Annotated in this window: 14 protein-coding genes; 4 read left to right on the forward strand and 10 right to left on the reverse strand. The window is 62.9% G+C overall.

What is annotated here, in order from left to right:
- The first annotated feature begins 232 nt into the window (after positions 1-232).
- Complete coding sequence (locus BLU15_RS00460) at positions 233-784, forward strand: hypothetical protein (RefSeq protein ID WP_034794604.1); 552 nt, start codon at positions 233-235, stop codon at positions 782-784.
- 78 nt (positions 785-862) lie between these two features.
- Here the strand turns inward: BLU15_RS00460 and folK are convergent, their stop codons facing one another.
- The 3 genes from folK to folP form a co-directional block, all read right to left on the reverse strand.
- Entirely contained in the window at positions 863-1387 is a 525-nt protein-coding gene (gene folK / locus BLU15_RS00465) for a 2-amino-4-hydroxy-6-hydroxymethyldihydropteridine diphosphokinase (RefSeq protein WP_090293878.1), read from the reverse strand.
- Entirely contained in the window at positions 1377-1745 is a 369-nt protein-coding gene (folB, locus tag BLU15_RS00470; protein ID WP_034794609.1) for a dihydroneopterin aldolase, read from the reverse strand. Before folB ends, folK begins: the two co-directional genes overlap by 11 nt.
- Positions 1746-1859: 114 nt before the next feature.
- On the reverse strand, positions 1860-2711 hold the full coding sequence (folP, locus tag BLU15_RS00475; RefSeq protein WP_090293879.1) for a dihydropteroate synthase: 852 nt from the start codon (positions 2709-2711) through the stop codon (positions 1860-1862).
- 107 nt (positions 2712-2818) lie between these two features.
- Here folP and BLU15_RS00480 point away from each other — a divergent pair, with 107 nt between their 5' ends.
- Entirely contained in the window at positions 2819-3448 is a 630-nt protein-coding gene (locus tag BLU15_RS00480; protein ID WP_034794616.1) for a DUF922 domain-containing Zn-dependent protease, read from the forward strand.
- A 436-nt stretch (positions 3449-3884) separates the two neighbouring features.
- On the opposite strand, the gene BLU15_RS00485 is transcribed toward BLU15_RS00480, so the two are convergent.
- Together BLU15_RS00485 and BLU15_RS00490 are read right to left on the reverse strand one after the other, a co-directional pair.
- On the reverse strand, positions 3885-4205 hold the full coding sequence (locus BLU15_RS00485; RefSeq protein WP_034794619.1) for a 2Fe-2S iron-sulfur cluster-binding protein: 321 nt from the start codon (positions 4203-4205) through the stop codon (positions 3885-3887).
- A gap of 247 nt (positions 4206-4452) precedes the next feature.
- Positions 4453-4821 carry an Hpt domain-containing protein gene (locus BLU15_RS00490; RefSeq protein WP_034794621.1) on the reverse strand — a complete coding sequence of 123 codons (369 nt, stop codon included), beginning with the start codon at positions 4819-4821 and terminating at the stop codon, positions 4453-4455.
- A gap of 537 nt (positions 4822-5358) precedes the next feature.
- Between BLU15_RS00490 and BLU15_RS00495 the strand changes: the two genes are divergently transcribed.
- Positions 5359-12030: an apolipoprotein A-IV repeat region-like domain-containing protein gene (locus BLU15_RS00495; protein ID WP_090293880.1), complete on the forward strand. Its 6672-nt coding sequence runs from the start codon at positions 5359-5361 to the stop codon at positions 12028-12030.
- A 310-nt stretch (positions 12031-12340) separates the two neighbouring features.
- On the opposite strand, the gene BLU15_RS00500 is transcribed toward BLU15_RS00495, so the two are convergent.
- Entirely contained in the window at positions 12341-12724 is a 384-nt protein-coding gene (locus BLU15_RS00500) for a hypothetical protein (protein ID WP_090293882.1), read from the reverse strand.
- 182 nt (positions 12725-12906) lie between these two features.
- On the opposite strand from BLU15_RS00500, the gene BLU15_RS00505 reads away from it, so the two are divergent.
- Positions 12907-13473 (forward strand): GrpB family protein, encoded by a 567-nt coding sequence (locus BLU15_RS00505; protein WP_090293884.1) that lies wholly within the window; start codon positions 12907-12909, stop codon positions 13471-13473.
- 296 nt (positions 13474-13769) lie between these two features.
- Here BLU15_RS00505 and BLU15_RS00510 read toward each other — a convergent pair whose 3' ends face one another.
- The 4 genes from BLU15_RS00510 to BLU15_RS00525 all read right to left on the reverse strand — a co-directional run bounded on the left by BLU15_RS00510 (position 13770) and on the right by BLU15_RS00525 (position 18778).
- Positions 13770-14639 (reverse strand): cytochrome c1, encoded by an 870-nt coding sequence (locus BLU15_RS00510; protein WP_090293885.1) that lies wholly within the window; start codon positions 14637-14639, stop codon positions 13770-13772.
- 32 nt (positions 14640-14671) lie between these two features.
- A complete protein-coding gene (locus BLU15_RS00515; protein ID WP_034794990.1) occupies positions 14672-15952 on the reverse strand; it encodes a cytochrome b in 1281 nt (426 codons plus the stop codon).
- Between the two features lie 14 nt (positions 15953-15966).
- On the reverse strand, positions 15967-16545 hold the full coding sequence (petA, locus tag BLU15_RS00520; protein WP_034794992.1) for a ubiquinol-cytochrome c reductase iron-sulfur subunit: 579 nt from the start codon (positions 16543-16545) through the stop codon (positions 15967-15969).
- A gap of 367 nt (positions 16546-16912) precedes the next feature.
- On the reverse strand, positions 16913-18778 hold the full coding sequence (locus tag BLU15_RS00525) for an ABC transporter ATP-binding protein (protein ID WP_090293887.1): 1866 nt from the start codon (positions 18776-18778) through the stop codon (positions 16913-16915).
- Positions 18779-18826: the final 48 nt, after the last annotated feature.

The raw sequence follows: 18826 nt of genomic DNA on the forward strand, positions 1-18826 counted from the left end.
ATCTCCCGTTTCCCATGGTTATACGTAGCGCGATTGGGGCAAGTTTCATGTCCCCGCACAATGCTCGCCGAAATCCGCCAACCCACTGTATTTCCTAAGCCAAAAATGCTGTGGTCAATCCGCTTTTCGGCCACAAAGAAGCCGCGCCGCGCACCGCGCAGAAACCGTCCGTTAACCATTTGCGCGCAAATGTGGCTTTCAGTTTCGGACGTTGACCCATCAAGGATCGTTTATGTTCTCGCGCCCTTCTTTGATCGCTCGCGGCGCTGCCGCCTTCGCGCTTGCAGCCACCGTCGGCCTTGCGACACCGGCTTTTTCCGGCGCCAAGGACAAGGTCTTTTTCGAGAAGGTCGCGGGCCAGTGGAAGGGCCCGGGCGAGATCGTCGCGGGCAAGTACAAGGGCACCAAGTTCACCTGCGATCTCTCGGGCGAACCGGTTGCGGGCGATGACACCGGCATCAAGCTCGACGGCTTCTGCCGCGTCGGCGTGTTCAAGCAGCCGATGTCGGCGCTGATCACACAGAAGGGCAACACCTATACCGGCAAGTTTCTCGACGGCGCCGAGGGCAAGGGCCTGGATATCATTTCCGGCAACGTCGCCAAGGACAAGGTCGTCGTCGGCATCAATCGCAAGAAGCTGAATGGCGCCATGATCGCCCGTCTGCAGGACGACCAGACGATGAACATCACCATTTCGGTCAAGGTCGAAGAAACGATGGTGCCGGTCATCGGCGTCAGCCTCAACCGCCAGATCGACGCGATCGCTGTCGGTTCGATCAAGTAACGTTCAACACCCGAATAAACGACGAAGCCCCGGCATCGACCGGGGCTTTGTCGTTTGTGGATTATGTTGCGGTCCTGTTCAGGCGCCTGCGCGCCACCAGCTCATGTCACCATCCGCAACCTCGATGCCTGCGACGTCAGCCTGCTGCAGCCAGTCGCCGACCGGACGGCCGCCAACAGCCATGTCGGCGGCGAAATCGGCAAGCGGCATCAGTACGAAACCGCGCTCGGTCATCCTCGGATGCGGCAACTCCAGTCGCCCGCCCGCTTGCGCCATGCCCTCGAAGGTCAGCACATCGATGTCGAGCGTGCGCGGCCCCCAGCGCTCGTCGCGAACCCTCTTCATCGACCGTTCGATATCAAGGCAGGCGTCGAGCAGGGCTTCGGGCTCGAGCGTCGTGTCGACCTTGGCGCAGGCATTGTAGAACCAGGCCTGGTCCGTCTTGCCCCAGGGCGGCGTGCGATAAAGGCGCGAGACGGCCTTGACCACGCAGTCGTCGCGGGCATCGAGCAGGCGAAGCGCTTCGGCCATCGCCTTGCGGGGATCGCCGAGATTGCCGCCAAGCCCGAGTGTCGCTGCCCGCCAGTTCACCTCAGACGACATGCTCGACCGTCACTTCGACATAATCGAGCACACCCGGAACCGGCGCATTCGGCTTACGGATCGACACCTTGGCGCGCTTGATCTGCGGGAAGCGCACGCAGAGCGTCTTGGCCACTTCCAGCGCCAGCGCCTCGATCAGATAGCGACGGCGGCCGGTGACGATGCGCTCGATCTCCTGGAAGGCGATGCCGTAATGCACGGTGTCTTCGATCGAGTCGTCGACCAGCGCCGTTCCCTGTTCGACTTCGAGCTCGGCATCGACGAAGAAGCGCTGACCAAGAAGCTCCTCCTCGTCGAAGACGCCGTGGCGCGCGAAGAAGGCGCAGTTCTTGAGGGTGATGATATAGGTCGCGCTCATGCTTCTCAGTCCCATCGGCTTTCTTGGATCGCCATGATTGCGCGGTCGAGCCGCTCAGCAGTCATGCGCGTGATTGGTAGTCACAGGTTCAGGCGGAATGCGGACGAGAAAATCTCACCTCGCTCTGGCGTGCAGCATAGCATCCGCCATCACCAGTGCATCCTTGCTGTTTGCGACATCGTGTACGCGGAAAATTGAGGCGCCGGCAACGCGCAAAAGCGCCGTTGTCGCGGCCGTCGCCATGTCGCGATCGGCCGCCTCTCGGCCGCTGACCGCGCCGACGAAGCGCTTGCGCGACGTTCCGACCAGGAATGGCAGCTCGAAACGGTGCAACTCTGCGAAGCGCGCCATCAATTCCAGGTTCTCATCCGTGTCCTTGGCGAAGCCGAAGCCCGGATCGAGAATGATGCGATCCCGCTCCACGCCGGCAGCTGCCGCGATCTCGAGCGACCGGTCGAGAAAATGAAACTGATCGGCGATCACGTCTGCGAGTTTTTCACGGCCCCGGCCCGTATGCATGACGCAGATGCCAGCGCCGCTCTTGGCGGCGACAGTGGCAATGTCGGGTTCGCGCTGAAGGCCGTGCACATCGTTGACGATATGCGCGCCGGCGTCGACCGCAAGCTGGGCGGTCGAGGCTCTGTAAGTGTCGACGGAAATCAGCGCATCGGTATCACGGGCAAGCGCTGCGATGACAGGCAGGATCCGCGCCTGTTCTTCCTCGGCGCTGACGGGCGCCGCATCGGGGCGTGTGGATTCACCGCCGATATCGAGGATCAAGGCGCCCTCCTCCAGGCAGCGCATCCCTTGCGCCACCGCGGCAACGGCATCGATAAAACGGCCGCCATCGGAAAAAGAATCCGGGGTAACATTGACGATCGCCATCAAAACGCCACGCGGCCCCAGTTCGAGGCTGCGTCCATGCGCCAGCTTCCAGCTAAATTTCTGAAATGGATTGTAAGTCATTTTCCCTCACCATCCGCATACGGCCGGGAGCCATCGTTTTGCTGTTGCGCCGGCGCTGGCTATGCCCCAAGCTTGATTGAAGTTCAACCGAAGAGAACCACGCATTGATGTCCCGAGTACGCGTCCCGTTCAAAGTCGCCCTTCTTGCTCTCCTGGTTGCCGCCCCGCTTGGCACGGCCTCGGGCGAAACCGTGGTGAACAAGAGCTTCTCCTATTTTTCGATCGGCGGCCGGACTGCGGAAGAACTGGACAAGGCACTCTCGGCCAGCGGCCCGATGATGAAATCGACCGGCGCACGGCATCCGGGCGCGACCCGCATCAAGTTCGGCGGCTCGATCACCTATGTCAGCCGCAACGGACGCTGCGCCGTCGGCTCGGCCCGCGTCACGCTCAACACGCGCATCATTCTGCCCAAATGGAAGTATCGCCGCCAGGCCGGACGTGACCTCGCCCTCGTGTGGGACACGCTGTCAAGCGACATCAAACGCCACGAGGAGCGCCACGCGGAAATCGCCCGCAATCACGCGCGGCGGATGGAGAAGATGTTCCTGGCGTTGAAGCCGCAGGACACGTGCGAAGAGATGCAGGAAAGCGTTGCCCGCGTCAGCGCAACCGCGATAGAGGCGCATGACAAGGATCAGGCTCGCTTCGACCGCACCGAAGCCGCCAACTTCGACAAGCGCATGATCCGTCTTCTGCAATACAGGCTGGAGACGCTGAAGAAAGCGCAACAGTAGATAGCAAAGCCGGAACCCCGAAGAAGAGCCTGACTATAGTCACGGATAGGGCCATTTCAGCGGCAATACCCACAGTATTTTATTGGTGAAATATAACGATGGCTGCCGGCCGGCGACTCATCTATATTCAAACCAATGAGAGAGGGGCCGGGACAAAGACTAGCCCCACAAATAGAGTAGGTTATGCGCGACGCGATTGCGGCGCGAAAAGCTTAGATGTTGCCTTTACTTTGAATTGCGCAACGTTGTTCACTTGAAAAGAAAAAGAAGAATCGAACAGCGGAGCCGGAACGGGTTCTCCTGGCGTGTCTTGGTGCAGCAGATGTTCCCTCCCTCATCTGTATGCGATGCGCCCTCCTCGCCTCGCTTGTCCAACGACCGGCGAGGCGCTTTTTTTTGTGCGGAGGTCTGAAAGAAGGGGCGTGGGACGCAGGCGTTAGGCCTGGCGCTCCGGCACGTGCACGACGAGACCGTCGAGCGCATCGCTCATCTTGATCTGACAGGAAAGCCGCGACGTCGGGCGGACGTCGTAGGCAAAGTCCAGCATGTCTTCTTCCATGGCTTCAGGAGCGCCGACGGTTTGAGCCCAGGCATCGTCGACATAGACATGACAGGTCGCACAGGCGCAGGCTCCGCCGCATTCCGCTTCGATGCCGGGAACCGAATTGCGAACGGCGTTTTCCATGACCGTCGAGCCGTTCTCGACATCAAGTTCGTGGCGCGCGCCATCAAAGGCAACGATCGTAAGTTTTGTCATGTCTCTTTCCGGAATGAACTGGTGGATTGGCCGGGCGCAAGGCCTGTTGAGAAAAGAACCCCGCGGGCGCAAATTCAGGGAAAGTTCTTCCAACAAATCGGCCGGCCAGTCAACAACGGCCGTCATTCTGTGCGTCGCCGCAGATCGTGCCGGTAGCAATGGCTGCCGGCACGGCGCCCTCTATGCGAGGCGCGGGCATCGTGCGACAGACAGGGGTCGGTTAGGCCCCCTGTCTGCTCGGTAGCCGCTAGCGGCAGAGCTTCAGAATGAAGAGCTCGGCTTCGAGCACGGCCGATGCGAGCTGGTCGCAGAGCGAAGCTTCGGCCGGATTGTGTTCGATCGCGCCGGCAACGCTTGCAACGTCGACGGCACCAACCGCAAGGGCTGCGCCCTTTAGCCGGTGGGCTGCCTGGGCACGGGGCGTGCCCTCGCCTTCGGCGATTTCCTTCAAGACCTGGCGCGCCTGGCGCGCAAAGAGTTGCAGCACTTCGATTTCGAGCGCCTTGTCACCCATCGTCTGGACGGCGAGGTGAGCAAAGTCGATCGGCTTTTTGCCTGACGCAGAAGAGTTTCCCGGACTATCCGGGGCTTCAAAGGCAATCCTGAGGGCCGCCATGAGCCAATTTCCCTATTGTTTGTTTGATGTTGGCCTGTTTCCGGCATCGCTTCATCGGGAGCGGTGCCGCCGCCCGCACTGTTCAGACTTCCATCTTCGGCGGGCTCCGGCACCTATTGGCTCAAATCCGGGCGCAATATAGGCAGTATTTTGGGAAAATGGTTAACGTCCGTTAAACTCTCTGATTTCCTTATCTTTTCCGGCTTTTAGACCTGCACCGCATTAAGATTTCATTAGGATTTTAATCAACCCCAAGCGCTCTTAATTGTAAGAACCCAGCTAATGTGTCACTACGATACGCTTAGGAACGGACCCGCGTACGAAAATGGCAACCGTTCCGGTGGATAAGCTCGACGCGTGGTCCCATTCGGCCACAAATGCGACTATCCGTCGAGGCAATGCAGTGGGTGATCAGTAGGGTATTGCGTAGATCCGATGCGCGTATCTTGCCGTCACCGCCCATGAGGAAGAGACCCTGCCCGCTAACGGGCCAGAGGCGCTTTCCGTTCTGGGCAAAAGGTAATGAGGCGTATCCCTATGGCGACGAAAAAGAGCAATGAGTCGATCGACGAAAAGGCGTTCCAGGCTCTGGAAGCTGCCCTGAAGATTGATTTCGACGAGCTTGCATCGAGCCCGAATGACAAGACTTCCTTGGATGATCCGGAGGAAAATGTGTCTCAGCCCACCAATCAGGCGGCGACGCCCGATCAGAATAAGAAAGCACGGCCTCAGCCGGAACAGTCCCGCGGGGCACGTGCTGCAGAAGCGGCCAAGACGCTCGCTCCGGAACCTGCGCCCAAGTCCCCGTCCCTTTCCGCCGCCAACGACGATGGTCGCCGTTCGCCGGCTGCGATGCTGCGTGCGCTCGACGTGCGCTCCAATCGCGCCGCGATCCGCGTTGCTGCGCTGGTGTCCGTCATCTGGGCGGTTGCCGGCCTCGGTGTCGCCAACCTTCTTTACGGGCCGCAGATCTGGCAGATCCGTTCGCTGAGCGACCTTGCCGCCACCCCTGGCGCCGTCGGCGTCGCGATCGGCATCGTGCTGCCGATCATGCTCTTCTTCTCCTTTGCCATCATGATCGCCCGCGCGCAGGAACTGCGCAACGCCGCGCGCTCGATGGCGGAAGTCGCCCTGCGCCTTGCCGAGCCGGAAACGGCTGCTGCCGATCGCGTCATGACGGTCGGCCAGGCCGTCCGTCGCGAAGTCTCGGCGATGAACGAAGGCATCGAACGCACGATTGCCCGCGCCACCGAACTCGAAACGCTGGTTCATTCCGAGGTCAACGCGCTCGAACGCAGCTACAGCGAAAACGAACTGCGCGTGCGCACGCTGGTGCAGGAACTCGGGCTTGAGCGCGAAGCCATCATCGGGCATTCGGAGCGTATCCGTTCGGCCATCTCCGGTGCGCATGGCAAGCTGAAGGACGACCTGGAACAAGCGAGCGAAGACATTGCTTCGCGCATTGCAATCTCGGGCGAAGCCTTTGCCTCGCTTATCGACACCCGCGCGGCTGCCCTTAGCGAGAAATCGGACGGCGCCTTGCAGTCGATCGGCAGCATGCTGACGACCCGCACCGATGCGCTGCTTTCGGGCCTGACCGCTGCCGGCCTCGGTCTCAGCACCGAATTTGACACCCGGCTTGACCAGCTCAGCGACACGCTGACGAAGCGCGGCGAAGACCTGCTCAGCCAGTTCGAAACGCGCGCCTCCTCGCTTGACGCCAGCACCGAGAAGCTGAATGCGGCGCTCAACGAACGCGCCCGCCAGCTCAACGAAACACTGATCGCCCGCACCCGCGACCTCAACGAAAGCCTGAGCGTCGGCCAGCACGCCATCACCGGTGGCCTCGACCACGTGCTCGCCTCGCTCAACGCCACGCTCGACGAAAAGGGCGCGAGCTTCCGCCAGAGCCTGCGCTCCAGCGCCGACGACGCGATCATGGACCTCGACCTTCGCGGCGGCTTCTTTGAAGAGAAGCTGCAGACGACCGTCGGCCAGCTCGCAACCGCCTTCGACGAGCGGTTCCACGAGTTTGCCTCCGCCTTCGACAAGCGTGCGAGCCTGCTCGACACCAAGCTCATGGAAAGCCTGCACCGCATCAACGAGACCGTCTCCGGCGGCTCGGAGGCGATCGGCGGCGCGCTCGACAGCAGCATCGAGAAGATCGGCTCGGCCCTTTCCGACCAGTCGCTGACGCTTGCGACCACGCTCGGCGCGACCCAGGACTTCATCGAAGAGACGATTGCGAGCCGTACCACCGAACTCGGCAACATGATCGGCGATGCGCACACCCGCATCGACAGCGTGCTCTCCGAAAAGACCAGCGGCCTCATGGGTGCCCTCACCCAGGCACAGGACCGCATCGAAAACGGCTTCGGCCAGCGTGCGGACGCACTTTCGAGCGCACTGACGACGAGCGAACAGCGCCTGACCGAAGGTCTCGACAGCCGTACCGCTGCCTTCGTCGACGGCCTGCAGGCCGCGCACGCCCGCATCGAGCAGACCCTGCACGGCTCGACCGACGAGATCACCAGCGCCATCGCTGCCAGCCAGCACCGCCTCGACAACACCCTGTCGGAACGCACGCTCGCGCTTTCGACGATCCTCTCCATGGGCGCGGACTCGATCGACACCGCCGTCAGCGGCACGGCCGACCGGCTGGAGCGCGTCCTTTCCGAACGCGGCGAAGCGATCTCCGACGCGCTCACCAACCAGACGACGGCGCTTGACGGCGTACTCGCCGAGCGCGCCGCCGCCATCACCTCGACGATGTCGTCGCGTGCCAACGAGATGGCCAATACGCTGAGCCGTCACGCCGAAGACGTGGCCGACAGCCTGACCTTCCGGGCAACCGCCGTCGCCGAAACCATGACCGATCGCGTCGGTGATATCGAGCAGAAGCTCTCCGAGAGCGTCAACACGATCGCCGAAAACCTGGGCGGCCGCGTCAGCCTGATCTCCGATACGCTCACCCAGACGAGTGCCCGCATCGCCGAAGATCTGAGCGGCCGTGTCAGCAAGATCTCCGATACGCTGACCGAGACCAGCGCGCACATCGCCGATGCGCTGACCGCGCGCACCACCGAAGCGACCGCGTCGCTTGCCGGCAAGGCAGCGGAAATCGAGGAGACGCTGAGCGGCCGCGCCGAGCACTTGCGCGATACGCTCTCGTCCACGCACGAACAGATCCGCGTCACGCTCGACGACCGCATCAACGCCATCAACCTTGCCGTCGGCCAGGGCCGCGAGCAGCTCGAAGGCATGCTTGCCGATCAGTCGACCGCGATCGCCACGACGCTCGCCACCAGCGCCGGCATGCTGGAAATGTCGCTCGAAGAGCGTCAGTCGGCACTCGCCAGCGCCATCGACCGCAGCGGCGAAGTGCTCGACAGCCGTATGCGCTCGACCACGGGCCATATTGCCGAGCGCCTGGCCGAAACCGCCAACCAGATCAGCCTGGCGGCCGACAGCCTCACCAACCGCGTTGACCTGTCGATCAACGGCCTCAACGATCGCCTTGACGATACCGGCATGCGCGTTGAAACCAGCCTCGGCGCACTCGAAGAGCGCATGCGCGAGAGCGCCGGCAACATCAGCTCGATCGTCGACGAAACCGGCATGCATCTCGAGACCCGCGTTGGCGTCCTCGAAGACCGTATTCGTGGCACCGTCGGCAATGTCGGCGCCGTGGTCGACGACACCGGCGCACGGATCGAGAGCAATCTCGGTGCCCTCGAAAACCGCATTCGCGGCAGCGTCACCAATGTCGGCTCCGTCGTTGATGATGCGGCGGCCCGTGTCGAAGGTGGCCTCAGCGCGCTCGAAGACCGTATCCGTGGCAGCGTCAGCGGCGTCAACGCGATCGTCGGCGAGACCGGTGCACTGATCGAAAACAGCCTCGGCGTCCTTCAGGACCGCATCCGCGGCAGCGTCAACGACGTCAACACCCTGGTCGACGATACCGGCCTGCGCCTGGAAGTCAGCCTCAGCTCGCTGGAAGATCGGGTCCGCGACAGCGTCGGCAGCGTCAACCAGATCGTCGACGGCGCCGGACAGCGGATCGCCGACAGCCTTGGTGACCGCGCTGGCGACATCGACCGCATGAGCGAAGTTGCGGCAACCCGGATCACCGGCGCCATCGAGTCCGGTGCGGAACGCATCGCCGAACGCCTCGGCACCATGGATCGTGCCCTCAACATCGGCCTAGATAACGTCAACCGCACGATCGAGGGCAAGGCGGCCGTTCTGGTCACCAGCCTGCGCGGCGCCGTTCACGAGGCAACGCAGGATATCGACGCTGAAGCCAATCGCCTGGAAGGCAAGACGTCCGACATCGTCGCCAATCTGCGCAGCGCAGTCGGCGGCGTGGCTGAGGACTTCGATGCCGAAGCCGTGCGCCTGGAAGACAAGGCAGCCGGTCTCGCAAACACGCTCCGCAGCGCCGTTGGCGATGTCGCGCAGGAACTCGACGCAGAAACGCTGCGCATGGAAGACAAGGCTGCCGGCCTCGTCAACACGCTTCGTAGCGCCGTTGGCGACGTCGCCCAGGAACTCGACGCAGAGGCACTGCGCATGGAAGACAAGGCCGCCGGCCTTGTGAACAGCCTGCGCGGCGCCATTAGCGGTGCAGCTCAGGAAATCGACGCGGAAGCTGTCCGCTCGGCCGGGCTGCTGTCGAAGGCAGGCGACGATTTCGCCTCCGCACTTGCTGCTCGCCAGGCAGACTTCGCCAACACGATCGACCAGACGGCAGCCGCCACCGCCGCGCGCCACGCCGAGCTTGCCAACTCGATCGAGCAGAAGGCGGCAGCGACCGCTGCACGTCATGCCGAGCTTGCCCGCTCGATCGCCGACGCGGCCGACACCGCAAGCGCACGGCTGGCCGCAACGCACAGCCAGATCGCCAACCACGCCGACAACATCCACCAGGGCCTCAGCAATACGGAGAAGGCGCTGGAAGCCCGTGGCGAAGCAATCCGCACCACGCTCGACGAGCGCACCCGCGAACTCAACTCGATGCTCGCCGGCCGCTCGATGGAGCTGTCGCGCCTGATCGACGAGCAGGCACGCCCTGTCATCGACCAGTATGCCGCCACCGGCCGCGAGGCAGCCGAGCGCATCGCTGCCGTGACACAGGAAAGCGCCGACCGCCTGCGTGCGGAAAACGCCGCCCTCGTCAACGCCATCGCCGAGCGCACGGGCGAGACGCTGAACGCGATCTCCTACCGCGCCGAAGAGACGGCAAAGGCGATGAAGATGGTCGAAAACCGTCTGCAGTCGACCGCCCTTGGCCTGATCGACCAGCTCGCCAACAACAATGCGGCCATTGCCACGGTCATCGACCAGGCGAGCAGCAACCTCGGCGAAATGGACCAGCGTCTGGAATCGACGATCGCCCGCGTGTCGGAATCGACCCGTCAGGCCTCCGACATGCTGTCGACCTCCACCCGCCTCATCGAAGGCAAGGTCGACAAGCTCTCCGATATCTCCGCCTCGACCCTGTCGCAGATCGGCGGCATTGTCGGCCGGTTCGAAGACCACTCGCGCGTTCTCGGCCAGGCCTCCGACCTGCTCGGCGCGGCCCAGTCGAACCTCGTCAGCACGCTCGAGGAACGCCAGGATGCGCTTCGCACCCTGTCGGTCGGCCTCGTCCAGCGCTCGGAAGAGATCGAACGCACGATGCGTGCGCTCGAAGGCTTCGTCGACGGCGCCTTCCAGCGGGCCGAAGAACGCTCGGGCCACGTTGCCGGAAACCTGCGCAGCGGCATCCAGCAGTCCTTCGCCGATGTCGGTCGCCTGCTGACGAGCGCCGAACAGCGCGCGGCGGAAGCTGCTGAATCGATGCGCAACACGCTCGCCCAGGCCGGTGACGAAGCCGGCGCCTCGGTCGAGCAGGTCTTCAGCCGTGCCGAAGAGCGTTCGCGCCAGATTGCCAACACGCTTCGCTCGGGCGTCGAGACCTCGTTTGCCGACGTCAACAAGACGCTCTCCTCCGTCGAGGGCCGTGCGCTCGGCGCATCGGAAGCCCTTCGCCAGGCGATCGCCAAGGTCGGTGAAGATGCCGGTGCCTCGATCGAGGGTGCCTTTGCCAATGCCGAGGAGCGCTCCAAGGAAGTCGCCTCGCGTCTGCGCGGCAGCGTTGCGGCCTCGGTGTCCGACATCGAGCGCATGCTTGCCGAAAGCGGCAAGAAGTCCGATGGCGTCGCAGACCAGCTGCGTGACGCCGTTCGCGTCGCAATCGACGAGGCGATCGGCCGCTTCAGCGGCGCGACTGACGAGATCCGTCGCTCGGCTGGCGAGATCCGCAAGGAACTCGACATGACCCGCGAAGAGCTGAAGCGCGGCGCCTTCGACCTGCCGGAAGAAGCCAAGGAAAATGCGGCCGTCATGCGCCGTGCCGTCGGCGAGCAGATCAAGGCGCTGCAGGAACTGTCCGACATCATCGGCAAGTCCTCGACGCAGCTCGAAGTGGCCCAGCCGCTGCGCCAGCAGCCGGCCTCCGCTCCGGTCGCCCGTCCCGTGCAGCAGCAGGCAGCCCCGCAGCCGCAACCGGTCGCACAGCCGCAGCCCCAGCCAGTGGCACAGCAGCCAGTGGCACAGCAGCCGGTAGCGCAGCAGCCCGTCATCGAGCAGCCGCGCCGTCAGGAACCGGCGCCGGCGCTGCGCGGCAGCCTCGGTATCGAGCAGCCCGCCGTTCGCCAGCCGGCGCCGACGCAGGCTGTGAGCAACGAGGTCGCCGAAGGTGGTGGCTGGATGCGTGACCTGCTCCGTGCGGCGTCGCGCGAAGAGGCACCCTCGTCCGCGCCGCAGCGTCCGGCCGAGGCTCAGCCAACGGCACGGGCCGGCGACAGCCGCAACCCGCGCCACGTGGTTGAATCGCTGAACTCGCTTTCGGTCGATATCGCCCGCGCCATCGATCATGATGCGTCGGTCGATCTGTGGCGCCGCTACCAGCGCGGCGAGCGCGACGTCTTTACGCGTCGCCTCTACACGCTGAAGGGCCAGCAGACCTTCGACGAGATCAAGCGCAAGTACGACCGCGAGCCGGAATTCCGCACCGCTGTCGACCGCTACATCGCAGATTTCGAAAAGCTGCTCGCCGATGTCGCCCGCAACGACCCGGACAAGCGCATCACCCAGACCTACCTGACGTCGGATACCGGCAAGGTCTATACGATGCTCGCCCACGCCGCCGGTCGCTTCAGCTAAGCGAGCCCGGATAGAAACAATCAAAACGGCCCCGTCTTGCGAAGGGGCCGTTTTCGTTTGCAGGGATATCAGAGAAGAAAAGCGACGGATCACTTCCGCTAAGATACTAGCGATCCCTTATGATGCAGTGCGCTCCTTAAGGCGCTCCCGGCACGCGTACGACCGGACTCTGCCCCTTCTCGCAAGTTCGGGCCACTACCCGCTAATCACGGCTGCGCGAACGGGATTTGGGTTCGTAGGCGGGTGTCGTGAACAACGGGCTGTCGACATGCTTTAGCCGCGCCTGGCGACGCGTGCTGACTGGACCGGCTCAACGCAGTGGCGAACAGCCGCCGACATTGGCGGGCTTGACCCGGCCCGCCTGCAGATCCTTCAGGTAAGGCTTGTTCGGGTCCGGTCCGCCGAGCGCGTCGTCGTAGGTCGCACGGTCGATCTTGAGCATGCGGCCGGTTGCGGTGAAGCTCACCATCTCCTTCTTGTTGACATAGGCAGAAGCGACGTTCAGCCGGCAAAAGAACGTCTTCTCGCCGTTGCCGACCACCCAGCCCCAGGCGCCGGACTTGCCCCTGGAGAGCTTGCCGGTGGCGTAGCCTTGCTTGGTGAGCGTCGCGTAACTCTCGGCCTGTGCAATGCCGGGAACAAAGGCAAGAGCTACCACGGCGACCGCCGCCAGGCGCTTGAAAGAAATAGACATCGAGATTCACCCCTCTGAAGAAACAATAACGCAGCCTTCTAGGCGGGCGCCAACGGTCGATGCAGCCATAACATGCAGTCGTCCTTAACGGCATCCGGACGGCCAGACACTCAGCCAGCCAGACAGGTGGAACGCAGGAATGAATGTTGACATCATCGCGCTCTGCATCTGAAGTTCGTCCGATGGATAGGGAGCTGCCTTGCACGACACAGCCGATTGAAATCTGCGATTGGTCCTCCGATTGGGCGGAGCGGTTTGCCACCAAGGCGAAGACGATCCGCCAGGTTTTGGGCGATCATGCCTTGCGTATCGACCATATCGGCTCCACCGCAATCCGTGGTCTGGCTGCCAAGCCGATCATCGATGTTCAGATTTCCGTTGCCGATCTGGAGCCCCTCGACGTCCTGGCGGAAAAAATGGCGGCGATCGGCTACCTGTGGCGGCCGCAGAATACCGATCTGACGAAACGCTACTTTCGTGAGCGCCCTGGCGACGAACGCACGCACATCCATGTGCGCCGAGCGGGAAGCTGGCAGGAACGATGGTCGCTGCTGTTTCGCGACTACATGCGTGCCCATGCCGCGGAACACGGCCCATACGTCGAGCTGAAGCGGGCATTGGCAAGCCGACATCGCCACGACCGGGCAGCCTATACCGAGGGCAAGTCGGAACACTTGTGGCAGGTCATTCGACGCGCGGATCGGTGGGCTGCGGCAAGCGGCTGGAGACCAGGTCCTTCCGATGCGTAGGCCGGTCTTCCGCTGCCCCGGCACAGCCTTAATCCGAGATCGGTGCGGTGGCCAATGATCGGCCGAATACGGTAGCTGCTGTCTGCATCGCAAGCCTGTCCTGCGAGCGACTGGTGTTTAGCCGCCTGCCCTTCGCCAAAGGAATGCGTGAAGCATCACGAACTTGCTGCATGTCGGCCAAATTCCTCGCCCAAGGTCAACGGTGTCGGGACGCACGGTGGTAAACGAAAAAGGCCCCGGACGAACCGGGGCCTTTTTCGTTGGGTCTTGGTCGTACCGGCCTGAGCCGGAGCCGATCAATGTTCCTTGTTGGCGTAGACCGACTTCTTGGTGAGGTACACCAGGCCGGTGAAGATCAGCAGGAACACCATGACCATGAAGCCGGTGCGCTTGCGCTCTTCGAGGTGCGGCTCGGCGGCCCACATCAGGAACGCCGAAACGTCCTTTGCGTACTGGTCGACCGTCTGCGGCGTGCCATCGTCATAGGTGACCTGGTCGGCGGAGATCGGCTGAGCCATCGCCAGCGCGGCAGCGTTGGCGAAGTACGGGTTGTAGTGCGTGCCTTCAGCCACTTCGACGCCCTGCGGCGGATCCTGGTAGCCGGTCAGCAGCGCGTGGATGTAGTCCGGGCCGCCTTCCTGGTAGGGCCAGAACATGTCGAAGATGAACTGCGGGAAGCCGCGCTCGATGCCGCGAGCCTTGGCGATCAGCGAGAAGTCCGGCGGAGCTGCACCGTTGTTCGATGCGGCAGCCGCTTCCTTGTTCGCGTAAGGCGACGGGAAGTGGTCGGAGGCGACAGCCTTGCGGGTGAACATCTCGCCGTCGGCGTTCGGGCCGTCCTGAACTTCGTAGTTCGCCGCAAAGGCCTTTACCTGGCCTTCCGAATAGCCCAGGCCTTCCAGCGTGCGGAAGGACACCAGGTTCATCGAGTGGCAGGCAGAACAGACTTCGGCGTAGACCTTCAGGCCGCGCTGAAGCTGACCCTTGTCGTAGTGACCGAAGGGACCGGCAAAGCTCCAGTCCTGCTGTTCCGGCTTGTGGATCGGATAGTGGGGCGTACCGCCGCCATGCTCCTCGCCGCCCTTCGCCTCTTCGGCAACAGCCGCACCGAGACCGAGACCAGCGACGACAGCGAGTGACAGAATGCCTGTAACAAGCTTTTTCATTGTTGTGGGTTCCTTATCAATCGCTGTTCTGATCAGGCGCGCGCGGCAGCCGGCTGCGCCTTGGCATTCTGCTTTTCCAGCACCGCTTCGGTGATGGAGTTCGGAATGCGCTTCGGCGTCTCGATCAGACCGAGGACCGGCAAGATGACGAGGAAGAAGCCGAAGTAGTACAGCGTGCCGATCTGCGACATCACGACGTACAGGCCTTCCGCCGGACGCGAGCCGAGCCAGCCGAGCAGGATGGCGTTGGCCACGAAGACCCAGAAGAACAGCTTGTACCACGGACGGTAGACGGCCGAGCGGACCTTGGACGTGTCGAGCCAGGGCAGGAAGAACAGGATGATGATCGAGCCGAACATCACCAGAACGCCACCGAGCTTGGAGTCGATCGGGCCGACATTGAAGGTGATCGCGCGCAGCATCGCGTAGAACGGCAGGTAGTACCATTCCGGAACGATGTGAGCGGGCGTCTTCAGCGCGTCAGCCGGAATGTAGTTGTCCGGGTGGCCGAGGAAGTTCGGCTGGTAGAAGACGAACCAGGCATAGATGATCAGGAAGACGGAAACGCCGAGTGCATCCTTCAGCGTCGCATAGGGCGTGAAGGGCACGGTGTCGGTCTTGGACTTGACTTCAACGCCGGTCGGGTTGGTCTGACCCGTTACGTGCAGGGCCCAGATGTGCAGGACGACGACGCCGGCGATCATGAAGGGCAGCAGGTAGTGCAGCGAGAAGAAGCGGTTCAGCGTCGGCTGATCAACGGCGAAGCCGCCGAGCAGGAACTGCTGGATCCACTCACCCACCAGCGGGAAGGCGGTGAAGAAGCCGGTGATAACGGTCGCGCCCCAGAAGGACATCTGACCCCAGGGCAGAACGTAGCCCATGAAGCCGGTCGCCATCATCAGCAGGTAGATGACCACGCCGAGGATCCAGAGGATTTCGCGCGGAGCCTTGTACGAGCCGTAGTAGAGACCACGGGCGATGTGCAGGTAGACGGCGATGAAGAAGAAGGATGCGCCGTTGGCGTGCATGTAGCGCAGCAGCCAGCCGTGATTGACGTCGCGCATGATCTTCTCGACCGAGTTGAAGGCGACGGTCGTTTCAGCGGCGTAGTGCATGGCCAGCACGATACCGGTCAGGATCTGGACGATCAGCATGACCGAGAGCATGGCACCGAAGGTGTAGGCGTAGTTCAGGTTCCGGGGAACCGGGTAGCTGATGAAGCTATCGTGAACGAGACGCGGCAACGGCAGACGGGAATCAACCCATTTCTCAATGCCAGTCGTCGGCGTGTAGGTTGAATGTTCAGCACTCATTATCAGTAGTCCCCTCAACCGATCTTGATAACTGTGTCGGATACGAACGAGAAGGTCGGCACGTGAAGGTTCTCCGGCGCCGGACCCTTACGGATGCGGCCGGCCGTATCGTAGTGCGAACCGTGGCAGGGACAGAACCAGCCACCGAAATCACCGGCCTGGCCAAGCGGCACGCAACCGAGATGGGTGCAGGAACCGATCATGACGATCCAGTTTTCCTTGCCTTCGCCGGCGGAACGATCGAGGTCGCTCGCGGAAGCGTCGGCCGGAAGGTTGGCGTTGCGCGCAACCTGGTCCTTAAGCTCGTCCAGCTTGACGGCCTTTGCCTCCTCGACTTCCTTCTCCGTACGGTTGCGGATGAAGATCGGCTTGCCGCGCCATTTCGCCGTCAGCGACATACCGGGCTGAAGGCTCGATACGTCGACCTCGATCGAGGCGAGCGCGAGCGTCGATGCGTCCGGACGCATCTGGTCGATGAACGGCCAGGCGACGGCACCAGCGCCGACGACGCCTGCCATACCGGTAGCCAGATAAAGGAAGTCGCGGCGAGTGGGCTCGCCCAAGGCCTCGCTTGAAGTGTCGTGTTCGCTCACGGCTAAACCATCCTCTCACGCAATATTGCGGAAACCGCATCCGCCCCCGGCGAAATTCCTGCCCCTTGCGGTTTGATCCAGGTCAAGGAACCACGCCCTATTCATAGTGCTGTCGCCCCATCGCCTTGCGGTTGCAAATGCGACATCGGCACAGAATCCGAAAAGAATCGGCGCGCGCACAGCACGCAGAATCCCCGTCAATCCGGCGCGTTCTATGCTTGATCGCAAATTATGTCCAGCCTTGACAAGGGCATGTGGGCAGATTGTCGCGGGGAAAAGCGCGGCCAATTGGCACAAGGACTTGACGGCCATCAGTTGGGCGGAATTTGCGCCCGCCGGATGTGCTTGAAGGCGTCCGTAAAGCGCCCTACTCCGCCGCCTCTTCCCGGGCGAGAAATCCGCCGGACTGTCGTGACCAGAGCCCGGCGTACAGTCCGCCGCGGGCAACAAGTTCGGCGTGCGTTCCCTGTTCGACGATCCGCCCCTTGTCCATCACCACCAGCCGGTCGAGCGCGGCGATCGTCGACAGCCGGTGCGCGATCGCGAGCACCGTCTTGCCCTGCATCAGGCGGTCGAGATTGGACTGGATCGCCGCTTCGACTTCGGAATCGAGCGCCGAGGTCGCCTCGTCGAGCACGAGGATCGGCGCATCCTTCAGCATCACCCGGGCGATCGCGATGCGCTGCCGCTGTCCGCCCGAAAGCTTGACGCCGCGCTCGCCCACATGGGCGTCGAGCCCCTTGTGGCCGCGCTGGTCCTGAAGGTCGGCGATGAAGTCGTAGGCTTCGGCTTTCCGAGCCGCAGCGATCAGTTGCTCCTCGTTCGCGTCGGGACGGCCGAAGAGGATGTTGTCGCGGATCGAGCGATGCAGAAGCGAAGTATCCTGGCTGACCATGCCGACCTGGGCGCGCAGCGACTCTTGCCTGACGGACGCGATATCCTGGCCGTCGATCAGGATGCGCCCGCTCTCAAGATCGTAGAAGCGCAACAGGAGATTGACGAGCGTCGACTTGCCGGCGCCCGAGCGACCGACGATGCCCACCTTCTCGCCCGGGCGCACCACGAGCGAGAAATCGTCGATGACGCGGTCGCCCTTGCCGTAGTGGAAGCGGACGTGCTCGAAGCGGATTTCCGGCTTGCTCACGGCCAGTTCCGTCGCGTCGGGCCGATCGACGAGACCGATCGGCAGAGAGACCAGTTCGGCCGAGTTCTGGATCGTGCCGATGTTGCGCATGATCGAGTTGAACTGCGTCATCATGCGGCCAAGCAGCATGTTTAGCCGGAGCACCAGTGCCAGCGTGAAGGCGACCGCGCCGGAACTGATCGAGCCTGCGAGCCAGAGATGGATGGCGTAGACCGCGATCGCCGTGATCATTAAGCCGGAAAGCAGTGCCAGTGAGGCGCGCACGGCCGTCAAGAGCCGCGTGAACGGGATGACCGCGCGCTGGAACCGGTCGAAGCCGCCGCGGATATAGCGGTCGTTCTCCTCGTCGCGCCCGAAGAGCTTCAATGTCTGGATGTTGGAATAGGCATCGACCATGCGACCGTTCAGCATCGACGCCATTTCGGCGGTATCGCGGGCGTGCTTGCGGATGCGTGGAACGAAAAAGCGCGCCAGCACCAGGAAGACGACGATCCAGAAGCCGACCATCGCGGCCAGACGCCAGTCGAGCTGCGCCACCAGCGCCATGGTGGACGCCGTGTAGATGACGATGAACCAGACGACCTGCAGCAGCGAGACGAGCAGGTCGCTCGTTGCCTGCGCGCCGGCCCAGACCTTGGTGACGATGCGGCCGGAAAAGTCATTCTGAAAGAAGGTCAGCGACTGCCTGGCGACGTGCACGTAGGATTGCCAACGCACCAGGTTCAAAAAGCCTGTCGTGATCGCCTGTTCTTCGACGAGCGCCGCCAACGACACCGCGATGAAACGGAAGACCATGACCGTCAGGAGCATGAACAGAAGCTCCGGGCCATTGGCGGCGATCAACCCGCTCCAGCCAGCTTCCGGCTTCACGGTGTCGAGCAGATCGACGAGCCGCCCGACGAAGTAGAAAAGACCCGCCTCCAGCATGGCGACGAGGCCACCCAAGACGGCCATAGCGATGAACGGTCCCTTGGCCTGTCTGGCGTAGAACCAGGCAAACCCCCAGAGCGATTTCGGCGGCTGCAGGCGCTCGCGCGGTGCGAAGGGCTTGATCCAGTTCTCGAAGAGGCTGACGATGGCGCTGAGCATGGTTCCGATATAGGCGGTTCGGCAGGAACAGCAATCGGTTTCGACACA

It is taken from the genome of Ensifer sp. YR511, from assembly GCF_900103045.1.
In the GTDB taxonomy this organism is placed as follows: Bacteria; Pseudomonadota; Alphaproteobacteria; order Rhizobiales; family Rhizobiaceae; genus Ensifer; species Ensifer adhaerens.